Raw genomic sequence first — 16,582 nt, 5'->3', positions numbered from 1 at the left:
CGAAAAGAAAACCACCCAACCCGCAGGCAAGGGTTACAACCCAGACACCAGACCAGCCGCCAATCTAAGTGCCATTCACTGATATGGTGTTGCCGGAAATCATACTCAAGGCGGCAGGCACAAACCCAAGCAAGAGGCCGATGAGCGTCGACCATTTGAGGATCAGCCAGGAAAGACTGATCCAGGGTCTGCTATCCTTGATGGTGACCAATGGGTTTGAAGCCCCTTCTCAATCAGGCATTTAGTACGCGGCCATAGGCATCCAGCACGCTTTCCTTCATCATTTCCGACAAAGTTGGATGCGGGAAGACCGTATGCATCAATTCTTCTTCGGTCGTTTCGAGGTTCATGGCAACAACGAACCCCTGGATCAATTCCGTGACTTCCGCTCCAACCATATGCGCTCCGATCAGCTGGCCGGTCTTTTTGTCGAAGATCGTCTTGATCAGACCCTGATCTTCTCCCAAGGCAATCGCCTTGCCATTCGCCGCAAATTGGAACCGCCCGACGCGAATCTCGCGCCCGTTTTCCTTGGCTTTCGCCTCCGTGAGGCCGACCGATGCAACCTGGGGATTGCAATAGGTGCAGCCCGGGATCTTGTCCTTTTCCAAGGCATGCACACCCGGTACATTGGCGATCTTCTCGACGCAGATGACACCTTCGTGCTCGGCCTTGTGCGCGAGCATGGGAGGCCCCGCCACGTCGCCGATCGCATAAATGCCCGGCACATTGGTCTTGCTGTAACCGTCCGTGACGATGCAGCCGCGATCAGTCTTGACGCCCAAGGCCTCAAGTCCGAGATTTTCAATGTTGCCCTGAACGCCGACAGCGGAAATCAGGCGTTCGGCAGTGATCTTTTCGACCTTGCCGTCCTTGGTCTCAACGTGGGCGGTAATGCTGTTTGCAGCCTTCTCCACCTTCGTGACCTTGGCATCGGTGATGATCTTCATGCCCTGCTTTTCAAACTGTTTGCGGGCGAAAGCCGAAATTTCCGCATCCTCAACGGGCATCACAGTTGGCAATAGCTCGACGACCGTCACCTCGGCGCCCATCGTGTGATAGAACGAGGCGAACTCGATGCCGATTGCGCCAGATCCCATGACAACCAGGGACTTTGGCATTTCCGGCGGAACCATTGCCTCGAAATAGGTCCAGATCAGCTTGCCGTCCGGCTCGATGCCCGGCAAGGCGCGCGGGCGGGCGCCTGTCGCGACGATGATATGCTTAGCCGTATAAGTACCTTCTCCCAATGCGCTCTTGGGAATAGGATTTTGCGGCTCCATGGGCTTTTTCGAAGTCTTGGAGACGACAATTTCGCCGGGCTTCGACAATTTCGCTTCGCCCCAGATCACGTCGACCTTGTTCTTTTTCATCAGGAAGCCAACGCCGCCATTGAGACGGGCAGAAACGCCGCGTGAGCGCTGGACAACCGCTTTGACATCGGCGGAAATCTTACCCTCGATCGTCAAGCCATAATCCTTGGCATGCTGGCCGTAATGCAGGATTTCCGCGGAACGCAGCAGCGCTTTGGTCGGAATACAGCCCCAGTTGAGGCAAATGCCACCGAGATGTTCGCGCTCGACAATCGCCGTCTTGAAGCCGAGTTGAGCGGAACGAATAGCGGTAACGTAGCCGCCGGGGCCCGAACCAATGATGATCACGTCGTAATTATTGGCCAAGACCTTGGTCCTCCTGATTAGAGCTCGAGTATGTCTCGAACGATTGGTGCAATGGCTTTACCGATTGCCCTGGTATTCTCTGCATCTAGATGGACGCCATCCACGGACGACGTTGCCGCTACGGAACCAGCATCGAAAAAAGCGCAATCCGACTGCAACGCAGCATCCCGATAGAAGCCGGCTAATAAGCGTGACTGCCCAATGCCTTCTTCAAATATCAGTCTGAACTCCTCGCCCCCGGACTCGCCAAGAGGTGGAGGCGACATGATCAACACCGCGGGTGGCGCGATCTCGAATTGGTAGGGCGCAGTGCGAACGATCTCGATCAACCGTTGCATTCCGCGCTTGGCACCGAGAGCATTACCGCAAAGCACATGCTTCATGTCGTTGGTGCCAAGCATGATGATCACAAGGTCGAGTGGAAAATGCGTGCCGAGCGCTGTCGTGAGCGTTTTGGCAGCATTGCGCTCGAACCCGGACAGGTGATCGTCATAGGCGGTGGTGCGCCCGTTCAGGCCGTCGGCAATGACATGTACGTGTGTCCCAAGCTCAGCTTGAAGCACCTGCGGCCAGCGGTCCTTGAGCGCATGGCGACCCGATCCGTCGGGAATGTATCCCCAGGTCAGCGAGTCGCCATAGCAAAGGACGGTCTTCATGACGCGCGTCTCAGACCAGCATGCCCATCGGGTTTTCTATGTGCCGTTTGAAGGCCTGCGCGAGTTCGGCCCCGAGGGCGCCGTCGACCGCGCGGTGATCTGTCGAGAGCGTCACGGACATAACGGTCGCAACTGTAACCTCACCCTTCTTGACAACCGCCCGCTCCTCACCCGCGCCGATTGCAATGATGGTTGCGTGCGGCGGATTGATGATGGCCGCGAAATCCTTGACGCCGAACATGCCAAGGTTTGACACAGCAGTCGTGCCGCCCTGATACTCCTCGGGCTTCAATTTGCGGTCGCGCGCCCGCTTGGCGAGATCCTTCATTTCATTCGAAATGGCTGAAAGCGTCTTCTCTTCGGCCCTGCGAATGATCGGCGTGATCAGCCCGCCTGGTATCGAAACGGCAACACCAACATCTGAATGCTTGTGCTTGACCATATTGGCGTCGGTCCAGGAAACGTTTGCTTCCGGAACGTCACGCAAGGCAAGAGCCATGGCCTTGATGATCATGTCGTTGACGGACAGCTTGTAGGCTGGAACATCGCCCTTTTCCGTCTTGCGCATTGGCGAAGCGGCATTGATCTGCGCGCGCAACGCGAGCAATGCGTCGAGTTCGCAATCAAGCGTCAGATAGAAATGCGGAACTGTCGACTTGGCTTCAAGCAGACGTTTGGCAATGGTCTTGCGCATGCCATCGTGCGGCACGAGGTCGTAGGAGCCTTCCTCAAACAGCTTGAGCACGGCATCGTCGGACATGGGTTTGGGCGCTGCGGCAGACGCGGCTGCCGGCGTTGCCCCGGCCGGAGCAGCCTTGGCACCGCCACCGGCAATCGCTGCCTCAACGTCCTTTTTGACCACACGGCCATGGGGACCGGAGCCCGTGACCGCCGCAAGGTCAATACCGGCATCCTTCGCGATACGACGGGCCAGAGGCGAAGAGAACGTACGATTGCCCGCCTGCGCTGGAGCCGCCGAGGGTGCGACGGCCGGTGTTGGCGTCGGCGCGGCTTCCGCAGCCTTTGGCGCAGCGGGAGCAGACTCGGCCTTGGCCTCCTGCTTCGGCGCTTCGACTTTGGCAGGGGCTGCATCGGCACCCTTGGCAGCAGCGGCAGCATCTTCGCCCTCGCCAGCCAGAATGGCGATCAGAGCATTGACCTTCACGCCTTCAGTACCGGCAGGAACAACGATCTTGGCTACAGTGCCTTCGTCAACCGCTTCGACTTCCATCGTCGCCTTGTCGGTCTCGATTTCAGCGATGACATCACCGGACGTGACCTTATCGCCTTCCTTGACCAGCCATTTGGCAAGATTGCCTTCTTCCATCGTAGGAGAAAGCGCCGGCATGGTGATATTTATCGGCATATCGGGTTCCTCCCCTTAGGCGGTGTAGGTCACAGCTTTGACGGCGTCGATGATTTCCTGAATATTTGGCAAAGCCAGCTTTTCAAGGTTTGCCGCATAAGGCATCGGCACGTCCTTGCCGGCAACCGTCAGCACAGGCGCATCGAGATAGTCGAAAGCCTGCTGCATGACGCGAGTGGCGATTTCCGTACCGACTGAGGATTGCGGATAGCCTTCCTCGATGGTTACGCAACGTCCCGTCTTCTTCACCGATTCAATGACTGTTGGAATGTCCATCGGCCGGATCGTCCGCAAATCGATGATTTCCGCGTCGATGCCCATCTTCGCAAGCTCGACTTCCGCCTTGACCGTGTAGTTCATGCCGATACCGAACGAAACGAGCGTAACGTCCGTACCCTTCTTGTGAATGCGGGCCTTGCCGATCGGGAGAACGAAATCGTCCAGTTTCGGAACATCAAACGAATGGCCGTAAAGGATTTCGTTTTCGAGGAAGATCACCGGATTTGGATCGCGGATCGCAGCCTTGAGCAGGCCCTTCGCATCGGCAGCCGAATAAGGCATCACGACCTTCAGACCCGGAATATGGCTGTACCAGGCTGCGTAGCATTGCGAGTGCTGGGCGGCGACGCGGGCGGCAGCGCCACTCGGGCCGCGGAATACCATCGGGGCGCCCATCTGACCACCGGACATATAAAGTGTCTTGGCAGCCGAATTGATGATCTGGTCGATCGCCTGCATCGCGAAGTTGAACGTCATGAACTCAACGATCGGGCGCAGACCGGTCATGGCCGCTCCGACGCCGACGCCGGCAAAGCCGTGTTCCGTGATTGGCGTGTCAACGACACGGCGCGGACCAAACTCGTCGAGCAATCCCTGGGTGATCTTGTAGGCACCCTGATATTCAGCGACTTCCTCACCCATGATGAAAACATCAGGGTCGCGGCGCATTTCCTCCGCCATGGCATCGCGCAATGCTTCGCGAACTGTGGTCGAGACCATCTCCGTGCCGGCCGGGATGTCCGGATCGGCAGCAACTTCGGTTTTCGGCGCTGCCGGAACAGAAGCAGCAGATTGCTCGGATGCAGGCTCCTGCTTTGGCGCTTCCTCAGCGTTGGCAGGCGCTTCGGCAGCTTTCGGCGCACTTACAGCATCGGCGCTTTCGCCCTCACCCAGCAATACGGCAATCACCGCATTGACTTTTACGTTGTCGGTGCCTTCCGGAACGAGGATCTTGCCGATCGTACCTTCGTCGACGGCTTCCACTTCCATCGTCGCTTTGTCGGTTTCGATTTCCGCAAGGACATCACCGGAAGTGACCTTGTCGCCTTCCTTCTTCAGCCATTTCGACAGTTTGCCCTCTTCCATGGTTGGCGAGAGCGCTGGCATCAAAATATCTACAGGCATGTTACGCCTCCCTTAGAGCAGAATGTCGGTGTAAAGCTCGGATGCATCCGGCTCCGGATCGGACTGGGCGAAATCGGCAGCGTCAGCCACGATGTCGCGTACGTCCTTGTCGATCTTCTTCAGGTCGTCCTCAGTGGACCATCCCTTTTCGATCAACCGGTTCTTCACCTGCTCAATGGGATCGTGGTCGGAGCGCATCTTCTGCACTTCATCTTTGGACCGGTACTTCGCCGGATCCGACATGGAGTGACCGCGATACCGATATGTCTGCATTTCAAGGATCATCGGCCCCTTACCCGAGCGCGCCCAGGCAGCGGCTTCCTCGCCAGCGGCGTTGACAGCCCGCACATCCATGCCATCGACCTGAATGCCGGGGATATTGAAGGAAATACCGCGCTTGGAGAAATCGGTCTCGGCCGAGGCGCGCGAAACTGCGGTGCCCATCGCGTAGCGGTTGTTCTCAATGATGTAGATCACCGGCAGCTTCCACAGCGAGGCCATGTTGAAGCTTTCGTAGACCTGACCCTGATTGGCAGCACCATCGCCGAAATAAGCCAGCGATACATTTCCGTTGTCGCGGTAGCGGTTTGCAAATGCCAACCCTGTTCCGAGCGACACCTGAGCACCCACGATGCCGTGGCCGCCGTAGAAATGCTTCTCCTTTGAGAACATGTGCATCGAGCCCCCCTTCCCCTTGGAAAGGCCGCCGCGACGCCCGGTGAGCTCAGCCATGACACCGCGCGCACTCATACCGCATGCCAGCATGTGGCCGTGATCGCGATAGCCGGTGATCACCTGGTCGCCCTCACGCAGCGCCATCTGCATTCCCGTCACAACGGCCTCCTGACCGATGTAGAGGTGGCAGAAACCGCCGATGAAGCCCATGCCATAGAGCTGACCGGCCTTTTCTTCGAAACGGCGGATCAGCAGCATCTGGCGGTACGCTTCGAGCTCTTGTTCCTTGGTAAACTGGATTGGTTTTGGTGCTTTAGCAGCAGAGGTCTGCGCGGAACGCGCAGGGCTTTTTTTCGCCCTCGTGGCCATATCTCACTCCCTGTGATTTGGTCGCACGAGAATAGCAGCAGAGGCGGAACTTACAATATGCAGAATCGAATAAGTGCTATGCAATAAGATGTTCAAAATACAGAGAAAAACGACGATTAACCAGATTTCAGTTAATAGCAAGATCACCGGAGCCACGCATAATCGTGACTTCGTCCGGACGCGAAACATTCAATGCTTTACGAGCTTGTTCGTCTAGCATGTCCTTCTCGATCGTACCATCATGCATAAGTTGTACCTGGCGTTCAAGCTCTGTACGCGATGCGGTAACGGCATCGAGTTGGGCCTGAAGCAACTTCGTCTGTTCCTGCAGCTTGATAGCCGAATAGAGCCCGTACTCGCCATGGTAAGCATGAAAGCCGAAATAGGCCAAGAACAGCGTTGCCATCAGCGGAACGATGAGCCGCCCGCGATTGGTCTTACGTCTTTGTTTTGTCCACATTGCAATGACCCGGAACGTTGCGGAATCAGGTCAGGGTGGCCTGATCTGTCATTGGTCAATAAGACTATGTTTTGGTTAAGAGGGGATTACCGCCGTTGTCCCAAATGCAAAATGGCGGACACTCGGGTCCGCCATTTTAATGTTTGCCACAGCAACTGAAATCAGGCGTTGCGGAAAATTCCGCGGCCAGCGTAGCGAGCCTGCGGTCCCAGCTCTTCCTCGATGCGGATCAGCTGGTTGTATTTGGCGACCCGGTCAGAACGGGCGAGCGAGCCCGTCTTGATCTGCCCGCAGTTGGTGGCAACAGCCAGATCGGCAATCGTTGAATCTTCGGTCTCACCCGAACGATGCGACATTACCGCAGTGTAGCCGGCGCGATGCGCCGTATCCACCGCGTCAAACGTTTCCGAAAGGGTGCCGATCTGGTTGACTTTGACCAGGATCGAATTGGCAACGCCCATCTTGATGCCATCGCGCAGACGCGCCGAGTTCGTAACGAACAGATCATCGCCAACGAGCTGGCACTTGTTGCCGACGAGATCAGTCAGGTATTTCCAGCCATCCCAATCATCCTCGGCCATGCCATCTTCAATCGTGATGATCGGATAGTCACCGACCAGCTTGGCAAGGTATTTTGCCTGGGTCTTCGGATCACGCGACTTCTTCTCGCCCTCATAGACGTAATTGCCATCCTTGAAGAATTCGGTCGAGGCGCAGTCGAGACCAATTGCGATTTCTTCGCCCGGCTTGAAACCTGCCTGTTCGATGGACTCCACGATAAAGTCCAATGCAGCCTGTGCCGTCTTGAGATTTGGCGCAAAGCCGCCCTCGTCACCGACATTGGTGTTATGACCTGCATCCTTCAAACGCTTCTTCAGCGTATGGAAAACTTCCGAACCATAGCGGACAGCTTCAGCTATCGAGGACGCGCCGACTGGCAGGATCATGAACTCCTGAAAATCGATAGGATTGTCGGCATGGGCACCGCCATTGATGATGTTCATCATCGGCACCGGCAGAACATGCGCACTTGGACCGCCAAGATAGCGATAGAGCGGCAGGCCGGAAGCTTCAGCAGCGGCTTTTGCCACGGCGAGCGAGACGCCGAGAATTGCATTAGCACCAAGGCGGCTCTTGTTGGGCGTACCGTCCAGATCGATCATCGTCTGGTCAATGTGGATCTGGTTTTCGGCTTCCAGACCACCAATGGCATCGAACAGTTCGCCATTGACTGCGTCGACAGCCTTCTGAACGCCTTTACCGAGATAGCGGGCACCGCCATCACGAAGTTCGACTGCTTCATGCGCGCCGGTCGAAGCGCCGGAGGGCACAGCCGCACGGCCCATGGAACCGTCTTCGAGAATGACATCGACCTCAACAGTCGGATTCCCACGACTATCCAGAATTTCACGGCCAATAATATCGACAATAGCAGTCATGGGGTATTTTCCCTTTCAATTAGCATTGTGCAGCTGGCATTGCGCAGCGTTGGGCTGCCACTGAATAGCGAATGAAGATGACAAGGAAAATCCCCACAAAGGCGAATTGTGATTCAAAAAAGAAAAAAGGCCGTCAAAGTGACGGCCTTGCAGGAGATTAGTAGAGGTTTTGAGCCGGCGCATCGACCTTGTAGTATGAGAACGACATATCGCGCACGCGGCGGCCGTCATTCTCCGTCAGTTCGGTGATACCATGGGCAGGCGCCTGTTCCAGCTGCTCCTTGGTAAACGGCACAACATAGCCACCGGCATTCTCGTCATAATCCAGCAACTTCCATGGGATTGCGTGATACTTCTCGCCCACGCCGAGAAAACCGCCAAAACCAACGACCGCGAACATGATGTTGTCCGCTGTCTTGTCCAGCATGACATCCTCGATTTCACCGACCTTGTCGCCGGTACCGTTGTAAACGTTGGTACCAATAACGCGGGAAGCGCGAATGGCTGTAGTATGTCCTGATTTGGTTGGCATATTGCTCGCTCCTTTCTGATTTGCATGAAAGGGTAATGACCAACGGCTGTGCAGGGTTGCATATAAACTTTATTTTTTCGGCTGGAACTTTTCTGGCCTTAGGCTGGCCCTCTTTGCAATCAGATCAAATTCAAGAAGCGTTTCAAGCAATCGTGGCATCTGGTCGATCGGCACCATATTCGGGCCATCGGAGGGTGCGTTGTCTGGGTCCTGATGCGTTTCAATGAAGACGCCGGCGACGCCGACGGCGACTGCAGCCCGCGCCAAGGTCTCGACAAACTCTCGCTGGCCGCCCGACGATCCGCCCTGCCCGCCCGGCTGCTGAACCGAGTGCGTGGCGTCAAAGATCACCGGCGCGCCGATGCCTGCCATGATCGGCAGCGAACGCATATCGGAGACCAGCGTATTGTAGCCGAACGAAGCGCCACGCTCGGTAACCATCACATTCGGATTTCCGCTTTCCGACACTTTCGCAACGACATTCTTCATATCCCAAGGGGCCAGGAACTGACCCTTCTTGACGTTGACAACCTTGCCTGTCTTGGCCGCAGCGATCAAAAGGTCGGTCTGGCGGCACAGAAAGGCTGGTATCTGCAGCACATCAACGACCTCGCCAAGAATGGCGCACTGCTCTTCCGTATGCACATCGGTCAGTGTCGGAAGCCCGAGTTCCTTGTGGATATCGGCAAATACCGGTAGCGAGTTTTCGAGGCCAAAGCCACGCTTGCCGATCAGAGATGTGCGATTTGCCTTGTCGAAACTAGACTTGTAGACGAGTCCGATGCCGAGCTTGCCCGTCAGTTCCTTCAGCGCGCCCGCCATGTCGAACGCATGCTGGCGGCTTTCCATCTGGCAGGGACCGGCAATCAGCGACAATTGCGCAGCGTTCGAGAATGCGACGTTACCGGCGAAAACAGTGGAATTCAGGGACATCAAAGGGCCTCAAATGCGATGGCAGCGCCCTGCCCTGGTGCCTTATGCACAATCAGGCGGGAGCCACGATTTTCGAAGGGAATATTGTTCTGCGAGAGCAAGGTTTCAACGGCTGCTACATCACGCACCGCAAGCACGAAGGCTTGCAGACGCAAACCACGTTCGGTTGTCGACGCTTCAATACCAAAGAATGACCGCAACCCTTGCGGCGTCAACACTGTGACATTGGCATTGGCTGCACGCAAATCTATACCGAAGGAATGGGCGTTCACATCGCGCTGGTTGATGACGTCCTGCAGCGGATACTGAAAATCCGTTGGATTGACTTCAGACAAGACGATCTCACGCAGAGCCACAGCACCGTTTTCATGCGTCTGAAGTGCCGTGCGATCGACTTTTGGGGTGTTGACACGCTCACAGGTAAAAAAGAATGCGTCGGGCGCGCGCAAATCTGCAGCAAAGGCGAGGCGGAAGCCGGCGGTGTCTTCCTTGCCATCCGGTGTTCGGAACGGGCGCGAGAAATTCAGCATGGCACCGGCAGATATGCCGGCCTTCACGAAAGCGTCGTGATCCCCGATTGCATCCTGTGTTCCAACGACAAGGGCGGAAAATCCTTCATTACCGTTGCGGAAGCGGTACGCCTGATCGCGCGCAACAAAAACGTTGCCACTTCTAGCTTCTGCCTCGCACGTTTCCCGCTGCCCAATGGCAAGAAACTCCAGAAAGCTGTCATCGCCCAGGAAGACACAGACATTCTCGGTGCCAAATGGATGTCTGCCAACCGGCGCGACTACAAAGCCGAGTCGCTCCAGGCGTGATTGCGCGGCATCGAGATCCCCGGTCGGCAGGACCAAATGATCGACTGGACGGGGCTCACGGGGTGACGAAGTACTCATAGGTAAGGATGTGCCTCAATGCGTAGTGCAATTCAAGTCACACCCCGAATTCGCGATCAAACCAACCTGTTTTGCGCCATTGCCGCGTGGATAAACGAGGCAAACAAAGGATGGGGCTCGAACGGACGCGACTTCAGTTCCGGATGATACTGAACGCCGATGAACCAGGGATGATCCGGGTATTCGATCGTTTCCGGCAGGACGCCGTCTGGCGACATGCCTGAGAACACCAGTCCGCACTCTTCCAGACGGTCCTTGTAATCGATGTTCACTTCATAGCGATGACGATGGCGTTCCGAGATTTCGGTCGAACCATAAATATCGGCGATGCGCGTGCCGGATTTCAGCAATGCCTCGTAGGCACCAAGCCGCATTGTGCCGCCAAGATCGCCTGACTGAGCACGCTTCTCCAGCATGTTGCCCTTGAGCCATTCCGTCATCAGGCCGACAACCGGTTCGCTCGTCGGGCCGAATTCGGATGAAGACGCCTTCTCAACGCCTGCAAGCGAACGGGCCGCCTCCAGCACCGCCATCTGCATGCCAAAGCAGATGCCGAAATACGGAACCTTCTTTTCACGTGCAAACTTGGCAGCCAAGATCTTGCCTTCCGACCCACGCTCGCCAAAGCCTCCCGGTACCAGAATGCCATGGACCTTCTGGAGGTAAGGTGCCGGATCTTCCTGTTCGAAAATTTCCGATTCAATCCAGTCGAGATTAACCTTCACCTTGTTGGCCATGCCGCCATGATGAAGCGCTTCGATCAGTGATTTGTAAGCATCCTTGAGGCCGGTATATTTGCCGACGATGGCAATCGTGACCTCGCCCTCGGGATTATGGATGCGGTGGCTGACCTCGTCCCAAAGTTCCATGCGCGGCTTTGGCGCCGGATCGATGCCGAAGGCCGCCAACACTTCCGAATCAAGGCCTTCCTTATGGTAAGCCATCGGCACGTCGTAGATTGTATCGACGTCGAGCGCCTGAATGACAGCAGATGCGCGAACATTGCAGAACAGCGACAGTTTGCGACGTTCCGATTCCGGAATCTCGCGATCAGCGCGGATGAGCAGGATATCCGGTGCAATGCCGATCGAGCGGAGTTCCTTGACGGAGTGCTGCGTTGGCTTGGTCTTGAGTTCCCCTGCCGCCGGTATATAGGGCATCAGTGTCAAGTGGATATAGACGGCGCTGCCCCGCGGCAGATCATTGCCAAGCTGGCGGATCGCTTCGAGGAAGGGCATCGCTTCAATATCGCCCACTGTGCCGCCGATTTCGCACAGCACGAAATCATAGTCCTCATTGCCTTCGACGATGAAGTTCTTGATCTCGTCGGTGACGTGCGGAATCACCTGAACCGTCGCGCCGAGGTAATCGCCCCGCCGTTCCTTTTCGATGATGTTTCGATAGATGCGCCCGGTGGTAATATTGTCCTGCTTGTTGGCGGGACGCCCGGTAAAGCGCTCATAGTGACCAAGATCAAGGTCAGTCTCGGCCCCGTCATCGGTCACAAAGACCTCGCCGTGCTGATACGGTGACATCGTACCGGGGTCGACGTTGAGATAGGGATCGAGCTTGCGAATCCGAACACGGTATCCACGAGCCTGCAGGAGCGCCGCCAAAGCGGCAGCAGCGATGCCTTTTCCGAGGGAAGAAACCACGCCGCCAGTGATGAAAACATATCGGGCCATGGGCTTATCTCGTTAGTCCTTTGTGAGTGATTTGGCCACAAAAAAATCGGCGTTAACGCCGTTTTTCCCGTCCCAAATGTTTTTCCATTCAAACAAAACGGCCAGACGCAAGGTCTGGCCGTTTCAACATATTCAGAGATTGCTCTTACAGAACAATCACTTCCGTGCCTACACTGACGCGGTTATACAAATCGATGACATGATCGTTGACCATGCGGAAGCAACCGTTCGACGCCGAGCTTCCAATGGTCCAAGGCTGGATCGTGCCATGGATGCGGACATGCGTATCCTTGTTGCCCTGAGACAGATACAAGGCGCGCGCGCCAAGCGGATTGCCCGGACCGCCATCCATGCCGTTTTCATACTTGGCATAGTGCGCGGGTTCGCGCTCGATCATTTCTTTGGTCGGAATCCAGCGCGGCCATTCGCGCTTTGTCTGGATGGTTGCGGTGCCCTTGAATTCCAGCCCTTCCTTGCCGACAGCGATACCATAGCGGCGTGCGGAGAATGGCGATTCAACCAGGTAAAGGAACTTCGCCTTTGGATCGATAACAATGGTGCCCTGCTTGTAACCCGAGAAGGCAACATCCTGCGGCATATACTTCGGGTCAATACCGTATTTGGTTTTTGCCTTGGCCGCCTTGGTTTGGTTCGCAGGCTTGCGTACCTCGGCCACTTCGATCGGCTTGACCTCCGCATCCGGAACTACCGCCGGCTGAGAGGGCTCGCCGCCAAACGGGTTCAGTATTCTCTTGAGGATCGGTTCTGCGGATGCCGGGCCAGATAGCGCCAAGACTGACATTCCTACTAGCAGAGTGCGACGTGACAGCATAGTTCAATATTTCCCGCATAGATTGCACAACGCCCTCGCGGCGTTTTGCCCGGCCCCCAAGGCCAACTTGATATCGCGATATCCGAAGACCGGATTCTTCTCAATGCAAATCGCCGTGAAGAATAAGCTTCAATGATTCTTCATCGGCAACGGTTGCGGAAGCGCAACACATTGTTGCGCCGCCGGAATGTATTCTACACGCGAACGTTCTTACTGTGAATTCGGAACGGGATTCGCGGGCTGCGCTGGCGCAGGTGTAACCGGAGCTGTTGGCGCCGGCAGTGTTGATTCGGGAGCTGCCGGGACGGTCGTTCCAGGCGCAGCTGAGCCCGATTCTGGCGGTGCAGCCGGCGTATCGGATGCTGGCGCACCATTGTTCGACGATGGGCCGCCCAGCTGATTAAGGACACCACCACTTGTTGGTGGCTGCTGGCCAGCGGGCTGATTACCTGTCGTTGTTGGAATTCGATTAAGAATATCAGTAGGGCTTTCGCCGTAGCGTGCCATAATGCCGAGCGCCAGCGACGTGATGAAAAAACCTGTGGCAAGAATGGCAGTCGCGCGCGTCAATACGTTCGCGGCGCCGCGTGCCGTCATGAAGCCGGAGCCGCCGCCAATTCCGAGACCACCGCCTTCAGAGCGCTGCATAAGCACGACGCCAACGAGGGCAAGCACAATCAGAAGGTGAATGACGATAACGACGGTTTGCATGGACGATTTTCTGCTTTCTAGGTATCGGACGCGGCTCTTTACACCGTATCTGTTAATAAACCAAGCCCGTCAGGCGACAGTTTTCTTGCGCTTTTCGTGGTTTTCCCGTCACTCAAGAGAATGATAGGCCTCACAGATGGCGAGGAAGTCGGCAGCTTTCAAGCTTGCCCCGCCAACCAACGCTCCATCAACGTTCGCCACGCCCAGAAGCTCGACCGCATTGGCAGGTTTGACAGAGCCGCCATACAGGATGCGCATTTTACCGCCATCAGCCGCAAAACGCTTCTCTAACGCCGCCCGGATTGAGGCATGCACCTGCTGTACGTCATCGGCAGTGGGCGTTAGGCCCGTTCCGATTGCCCACACCGGTTCATAGGCAATGATTGTATTGCGTGCATTGGCATTGTCGGGAATCGAACCGGCGAGCTGGGTGGATATGACGTCCAGCGTCGATCCCGCCTTCCGCTGTGCTTCCGTCTCACCAACACAAATAATGGCGACGAGACCCGCATCCCAACCAGCCTTGGCCTTGGCATTAACCACAGCATCCGTTTCTCCATGATCAGTCCGGCGCTCCGAATGGCCAACGATGACATGCGATGCGCCGGCATCCTTCAGCATCTCCGCAGAAATATCGCCAGTATGGGCGCCGGACTTCTTGAAATGACAATCCTGGCCGCCGATGCTCAAGGCCTCGCCCTCGACGGATTGCGCTGCTCGAAACACGAGCGTTGCCGGGACACAGATCAATGCATCGATTTTCTCGCCAATGGCGGAATTGGGCCGGTTGACGATCATGCGCAATTCGTCGAGCGACTCCCCCGTGCCATTCATTTTCCAGTTACCAGCAACAAGCGGGCGGACGTCAGGGGTCATTGGATCTTCCTTAGTTAATGGTTTTGGCGATTTTCTGCGATCGTTCAACAGGCAAAACTTGCTCTAGCTACCAAATTCACTCGATAAAGCAATCGACACAAGCCTTGCATCACGCTATTCCCCATTGGATTCAATTAAGCCTCTTGACTGACACGGTGACTTTATATGCTCGACTCTCTCCGCAACGTTGCACAGACCTGGGTGGTCAAGGTACTCATGGGCCTTCTCGTGATCAGCTTTGCCGGATGGGGTGTCTCCAGTACCATACTTGGCGCCATCGGAGGAAACGCGGCAATTCGTGCCGGCAACTCCGAAGTTTCGCCGGTTGATTATCGCCTGGCGTATGATCGTCAGCTCGCCGCGCTTTCGCAGCGTTTCGGGCAGCGGCTGACGCGTGAACAGGCTGATGCCATCGGAATTGGTCATCAGGTGCAGGCCCAACTGGTTGCAGGCGTTGTTCTCGACGAGCAGGCACGGACCATGTCGCTGGGGCTCTCGAAGGATCGGCTGGCGCAACTCGCTGCAGAGGATCCGGCTTTCCAGGGAGCCGACGGCCGTTTCAACCCTGCCCAGTTTGACGCCGTGTTGCGTAACGCCGGTATGAGTGCCCAGAACTATCTTGATAACCGTGCGCAGGTAGCCCGCCGCCAACAGATCGTAGAAGCCGTCGCCGATGGGATCAAGGTGCCCGACACATTGCTCAAAGCCGTTGCTATTTATAAGGGCGAGTCGCGGACAGTCGACTACGTTTCCATGCCAAAGAGCTTTGTTTCCGATATTGCCGATCCCAGCGATAATGACTTGAAGGCCTACTTCGAGGCAAACAAGGAAGCCTATAGCGCGCCTCAGTACCGCAAGGTCAGCTATGTCAAGCTCGAACCAAAGGATATCGCAAATCCGGCAAGCGTGACGCCTGAAGAGATCAAGACAGAATATGACAAGAACATTGCCCGCTACTCGACGCCCGAGACCCGTACAGTCGAACAATTGACCTTCGCCAATGATGATGCGGCGAAAGCCGCTCACGACAAGATCGTCGCGGGGACAAGTTTCGAGGACATCGTCAAGGCTGAAGGCAAGACCATGGATGACGTTCGTCTCGGGACATTCCCGAAGACTGCCCTCCCCGATCAGTCAATCGCCGATCCGATTTTTGGCCTCCAGGCCAATGGTGTCAGCGACGTCCTGAAAGGTGGTTTTGGCCCTGTCATCGTTCGTGTTTCTGCAATCACCCCTGAAGTGGTCAAGCCGCTTGCGGAGGTCGAACAGGATATCCGCGAGACCATCGCCTTGACGCAGGCAGCTTCGGATATTGCTGATGTTCACGATGCTTACGAAAACGCCCGTGCCGAGGGCGCGAGCATGTCGGAAGCCGCAGCAAAGCAAAATCTCAAGCTGGTAACGATTGAAGCCATCGATCAGACGGGCCGCGGTCCCGATGAGAAGGAAGTAGCAAATCTCCCGTTTGACGATAATCAGCTTGCGGCCATCTTCCAGGCCGATGTCGGCTTTGACAACGAACCGTTCAATCTCGGGACGAACAGCTATCTGTGGTACGATGTCGACAGTGTGACCCCCGCGCGCGAACGGCCACTCGATGAGGTAAAACCCCGCGTCATCGAGCACTGGAAAACCGCCGAACTTGAAAAACGTCTCAATGAGAAGGCCGAGGAAGTTCGCAAACGCGTCGCCGACGGAACCTCGCTTGACGACATCGCGGCCGAGTTCAAGTTCACGAAAGACACGAAGCGCGGCATCACCCGCGGAAGCAAGGATGTCGACCTCGGAGAAGGCGGCGTAGCGTCGGTATTTGATGGTCCGCAAGGACTTGTCGGAGTGACAGAGTCGGCATCCGATGGATCGAAGCTCATTTTCAAGGTCGCCGAGTCGATCGAACCGGCCAATGTCGGACCGGAATCGGTAACAACTGTCGAACGGGAAGCATTCTCGTCTCGGCTCGCCGATGATCTGCTCGACCAGTTGGTAGCGCAATTGCAGACTGTCTATCCAGTTACCATCAACCAGACCGTCATCAATCAGGCGCTTGCCCGTTAAACCGGAAGAGAAGC

15 protein-coding genes are annotated in these 16,582 nt (G+C 56.2%); 1 reads left to right on the top strand and 14 read right to left on the bottom strand.

Annotation, left to right across the window (positions count from 1 at the left end; genetic code table 11):
- Nucleotides 1-233: 233 nt before the first annotated feature.
- The 14 genes from lpdA to tpiA all read right to left on the bottom strand — a co-directional run bounded on the left by lpdA (nucleotide 234) and on the right by tpiA (nucleotide 14,513).
- Nucleotides 234-1,679: a dihydrolipoyl dehydrogenase gene (lpdA, locus tag CU102_RS08205; protein WP_106710624.1), complete on the bottom strand. Its 1,446-nt coding sequence runs from the start codon at nucleotides 1,677-1,679 to the stop codon at nucleotides 234-236.
- A gap of 17 nt (nucleotides 1,680-1,696) precedes the next feature.
- Nucleotides 1,697-2,335, bottom strand: coding sequence for an SGNH/GDSL hydrolase family protein (locus tag CU102_RS08200; protein ID WP_106710623.1), 639 nt, complete (start codon nucleotides 2,333-2,335; stop codon nucleotides 1,697-1,699).
- 10 nt (nucleotides 2,336-2,345) lie between these two features.
- Entirely contained in the window at nucleotides 2,346-3,701 is a 1,356-nt protein-coding gene (locus CU102_RS08195) for a pyruvate dehydrogenase complex dihydrolipoamide acetyltransferase (RefSeq protein ID WP_106710622.1), read from the bottom strand.
- A 15-nt stretch (nucleotides 3,702-3,716) separates the two neighbouring features.
- The gene (locus tag CU102_RS08190; RefSeq protein ID WP_106710621.1) at nucleotides 3,717-5,105 is read right to left on the bottom strand and encodes a pyruvate dehydrogenase complex E1 component subunit beta; all 1,389 of its coding nucleotides are present in this window, start codon (nucleotides 5,103-5,105) and stop codon (nucleotides 3,717-3,719) included.
- Nucleotides 5,106-5,117: 12 nt separating this feature from the next.
- Nucleotides 5,118-6,149 carry a pyruvate dehydrogenase (acetyl-transferring) E1 component subunit alpha gene (pdhA, locus tag CU102_RS08185; protein ID WP_106710620.1) on the bottom strand — a complete coding sequence of 344 codons (1,032 nt, stop codon included), beginning with the start codon at nucleotides 6,147-6,149 and terminating at the stop codon, nucleotides 5,118-5,120.
- A gap of 127 nt (nucleotides 6,150-6,276) precedes the next feature.
- Nucleotides 6,277-6,609 (bottom strand): FtsB family cell division protein, encoded by a 333-nt coding sequence (locus CU102_RS08180; RefSeq protein ID WP_106710619.1) that lies wholly within the window; start codon nucleotides 6,607-6,609, stop codon nucleotides 6,277-6,279.
- Nucleotides 6,610-6,770: 161 nt separating this feature from the next.
- Entirely contained in the window at nucleotides 6,771-8,048 is a 1,278-nt protein-coding gene (gene eno / locus CU102_RS08175) for a phosphopyruvate hydratase (protein WP_106710618.1), read from the bottom strand.
- 157 nt (nucleotides 8,049-8,205) lie between these two features.
- Nucleotides 8,206-8,580: a PRC-barrel domain-containing protein gene (locus CU102_RS08170; protein WP_106710617.1), complete on the bottom strand. Its 375-nt coding sequence runs from the start codon at nucleotides 8,578-8,580 to the stop codon at nucleotides 8,206-8,208.
- Between the two features lie 69 nt (nucleotides 8,581-8,649).
- Nucleotides 8,650-9,516: a 3-deoxy-8-phosphooctulonate synthase gene (gene kdsA, locus CU102_RS08165; RefSeq protein WP_208113801.1), complete on the bottom strand. Its 867-nt coding sequence runs from the start codon at nucleotides 9,514-9,516 to the stop codon at nucleotides 8,650-8,652.
- Nucleotides 9,513-10,409, bottom strand: coding sequence for a VOC family protein (locus CU102_RS08160; RefSeq protein WP_106710615.1), 897 nt, complete (start codon nucleotides 10,407-10,409; stop codon nucleotides 9,513-9,515). The genes kdsA and CU102_RS08160 overlap by 4 nt, the downstream gene beginning before the upstream one ends.
- A gap of 56 nt (nucleotides 10,410-10,465) precedes the next feature.
- The gene (locus CU102_RS08155; protein WP_106710614.1) at nucleotides 10,466-12,094 is read right to left on the bottom strand and encodes a CTP synthase; all 1,629 of its coding nucleotides are present in this window, start codon (nucleotides 12,092-12,094) and stop codon (nucleotides 10,466-10,468) included.
- Between the two features lie 145 nt (nucleotides 12,095-12,239).
- Nucleotides 12,240-12,926 carry a L,D-transpeptidase gene (locus CU102_RS08150; RefSeq protein WP_106710613.1) on the bottom strand — a complete coding sequence of 229 codons (687 nt, stop codon included), beginning with the start codon at nucleotides 12,924-12,926 and terminating at the stop codon, nucleotides 12,240-12,242.
- A gap of 210 nt (nucleotides 12,927-13,136) precedes the next feature.
- Nucleotides 13,137-13,637: a preprotein translocase subunit SecG gene (secG, locus tag CU102_RS08145; RefSeq protein ID WP_106710612.1), complete on the bottom strand. Its 501-nt coding sequence runs from the start codon at nucleotides 13,635-13,637 to the stop codon at nucleotides 13,137-13,139.
- Nucleotides 13,638-13,745: 108 nt separating this feature from the next.
- A complete protein-coding gene (gene tpiA, locus CU102_RS08140) occupies nucleotides 13,746-14,513 on the bottom strand; it encodes a triose-phosphate isomerase (RefSeq protein WP_106710611.1) in 768 nt (255 codons plus the stop codon).
- Between the two features lie 165 nt (nucleotides 14,514-14,678).
- On the opposite strand from tpiA, the gene CU102_RS08135 reads away from it, so the two are divergent.
- On the top strand, nucleotides 14,679-16,568 hold the full coding sequence (locus CU102_RS08135; RefSeq protein WP_106710610.1) for a SurA N-terminal domain-containing protein: 1,890 nt from the start codon (nucleotides 14,679-14,681) through the stop codon (nucleotides 16,566-16,568).
- The last annotated feature ends 14 nt before the right edge of the window (nucleotides 16,569-16,582 follow it).

It is taken from the genome of Phyllobacterium brassicacearum (assembly GCF_003010955.1).
Taxonomy (GTDB): Bacteria; Pseudomonadota; Alphaproteobacteria; order Rhizobiales; family Rhizobiaceae; genus Phyllobacterium; species Phyllobacterium brassicacearum.
Note: the sequence above shows the minus strand (reverse complement) of the source record. Positions and strands in the feature narration are given on the sequence as shown.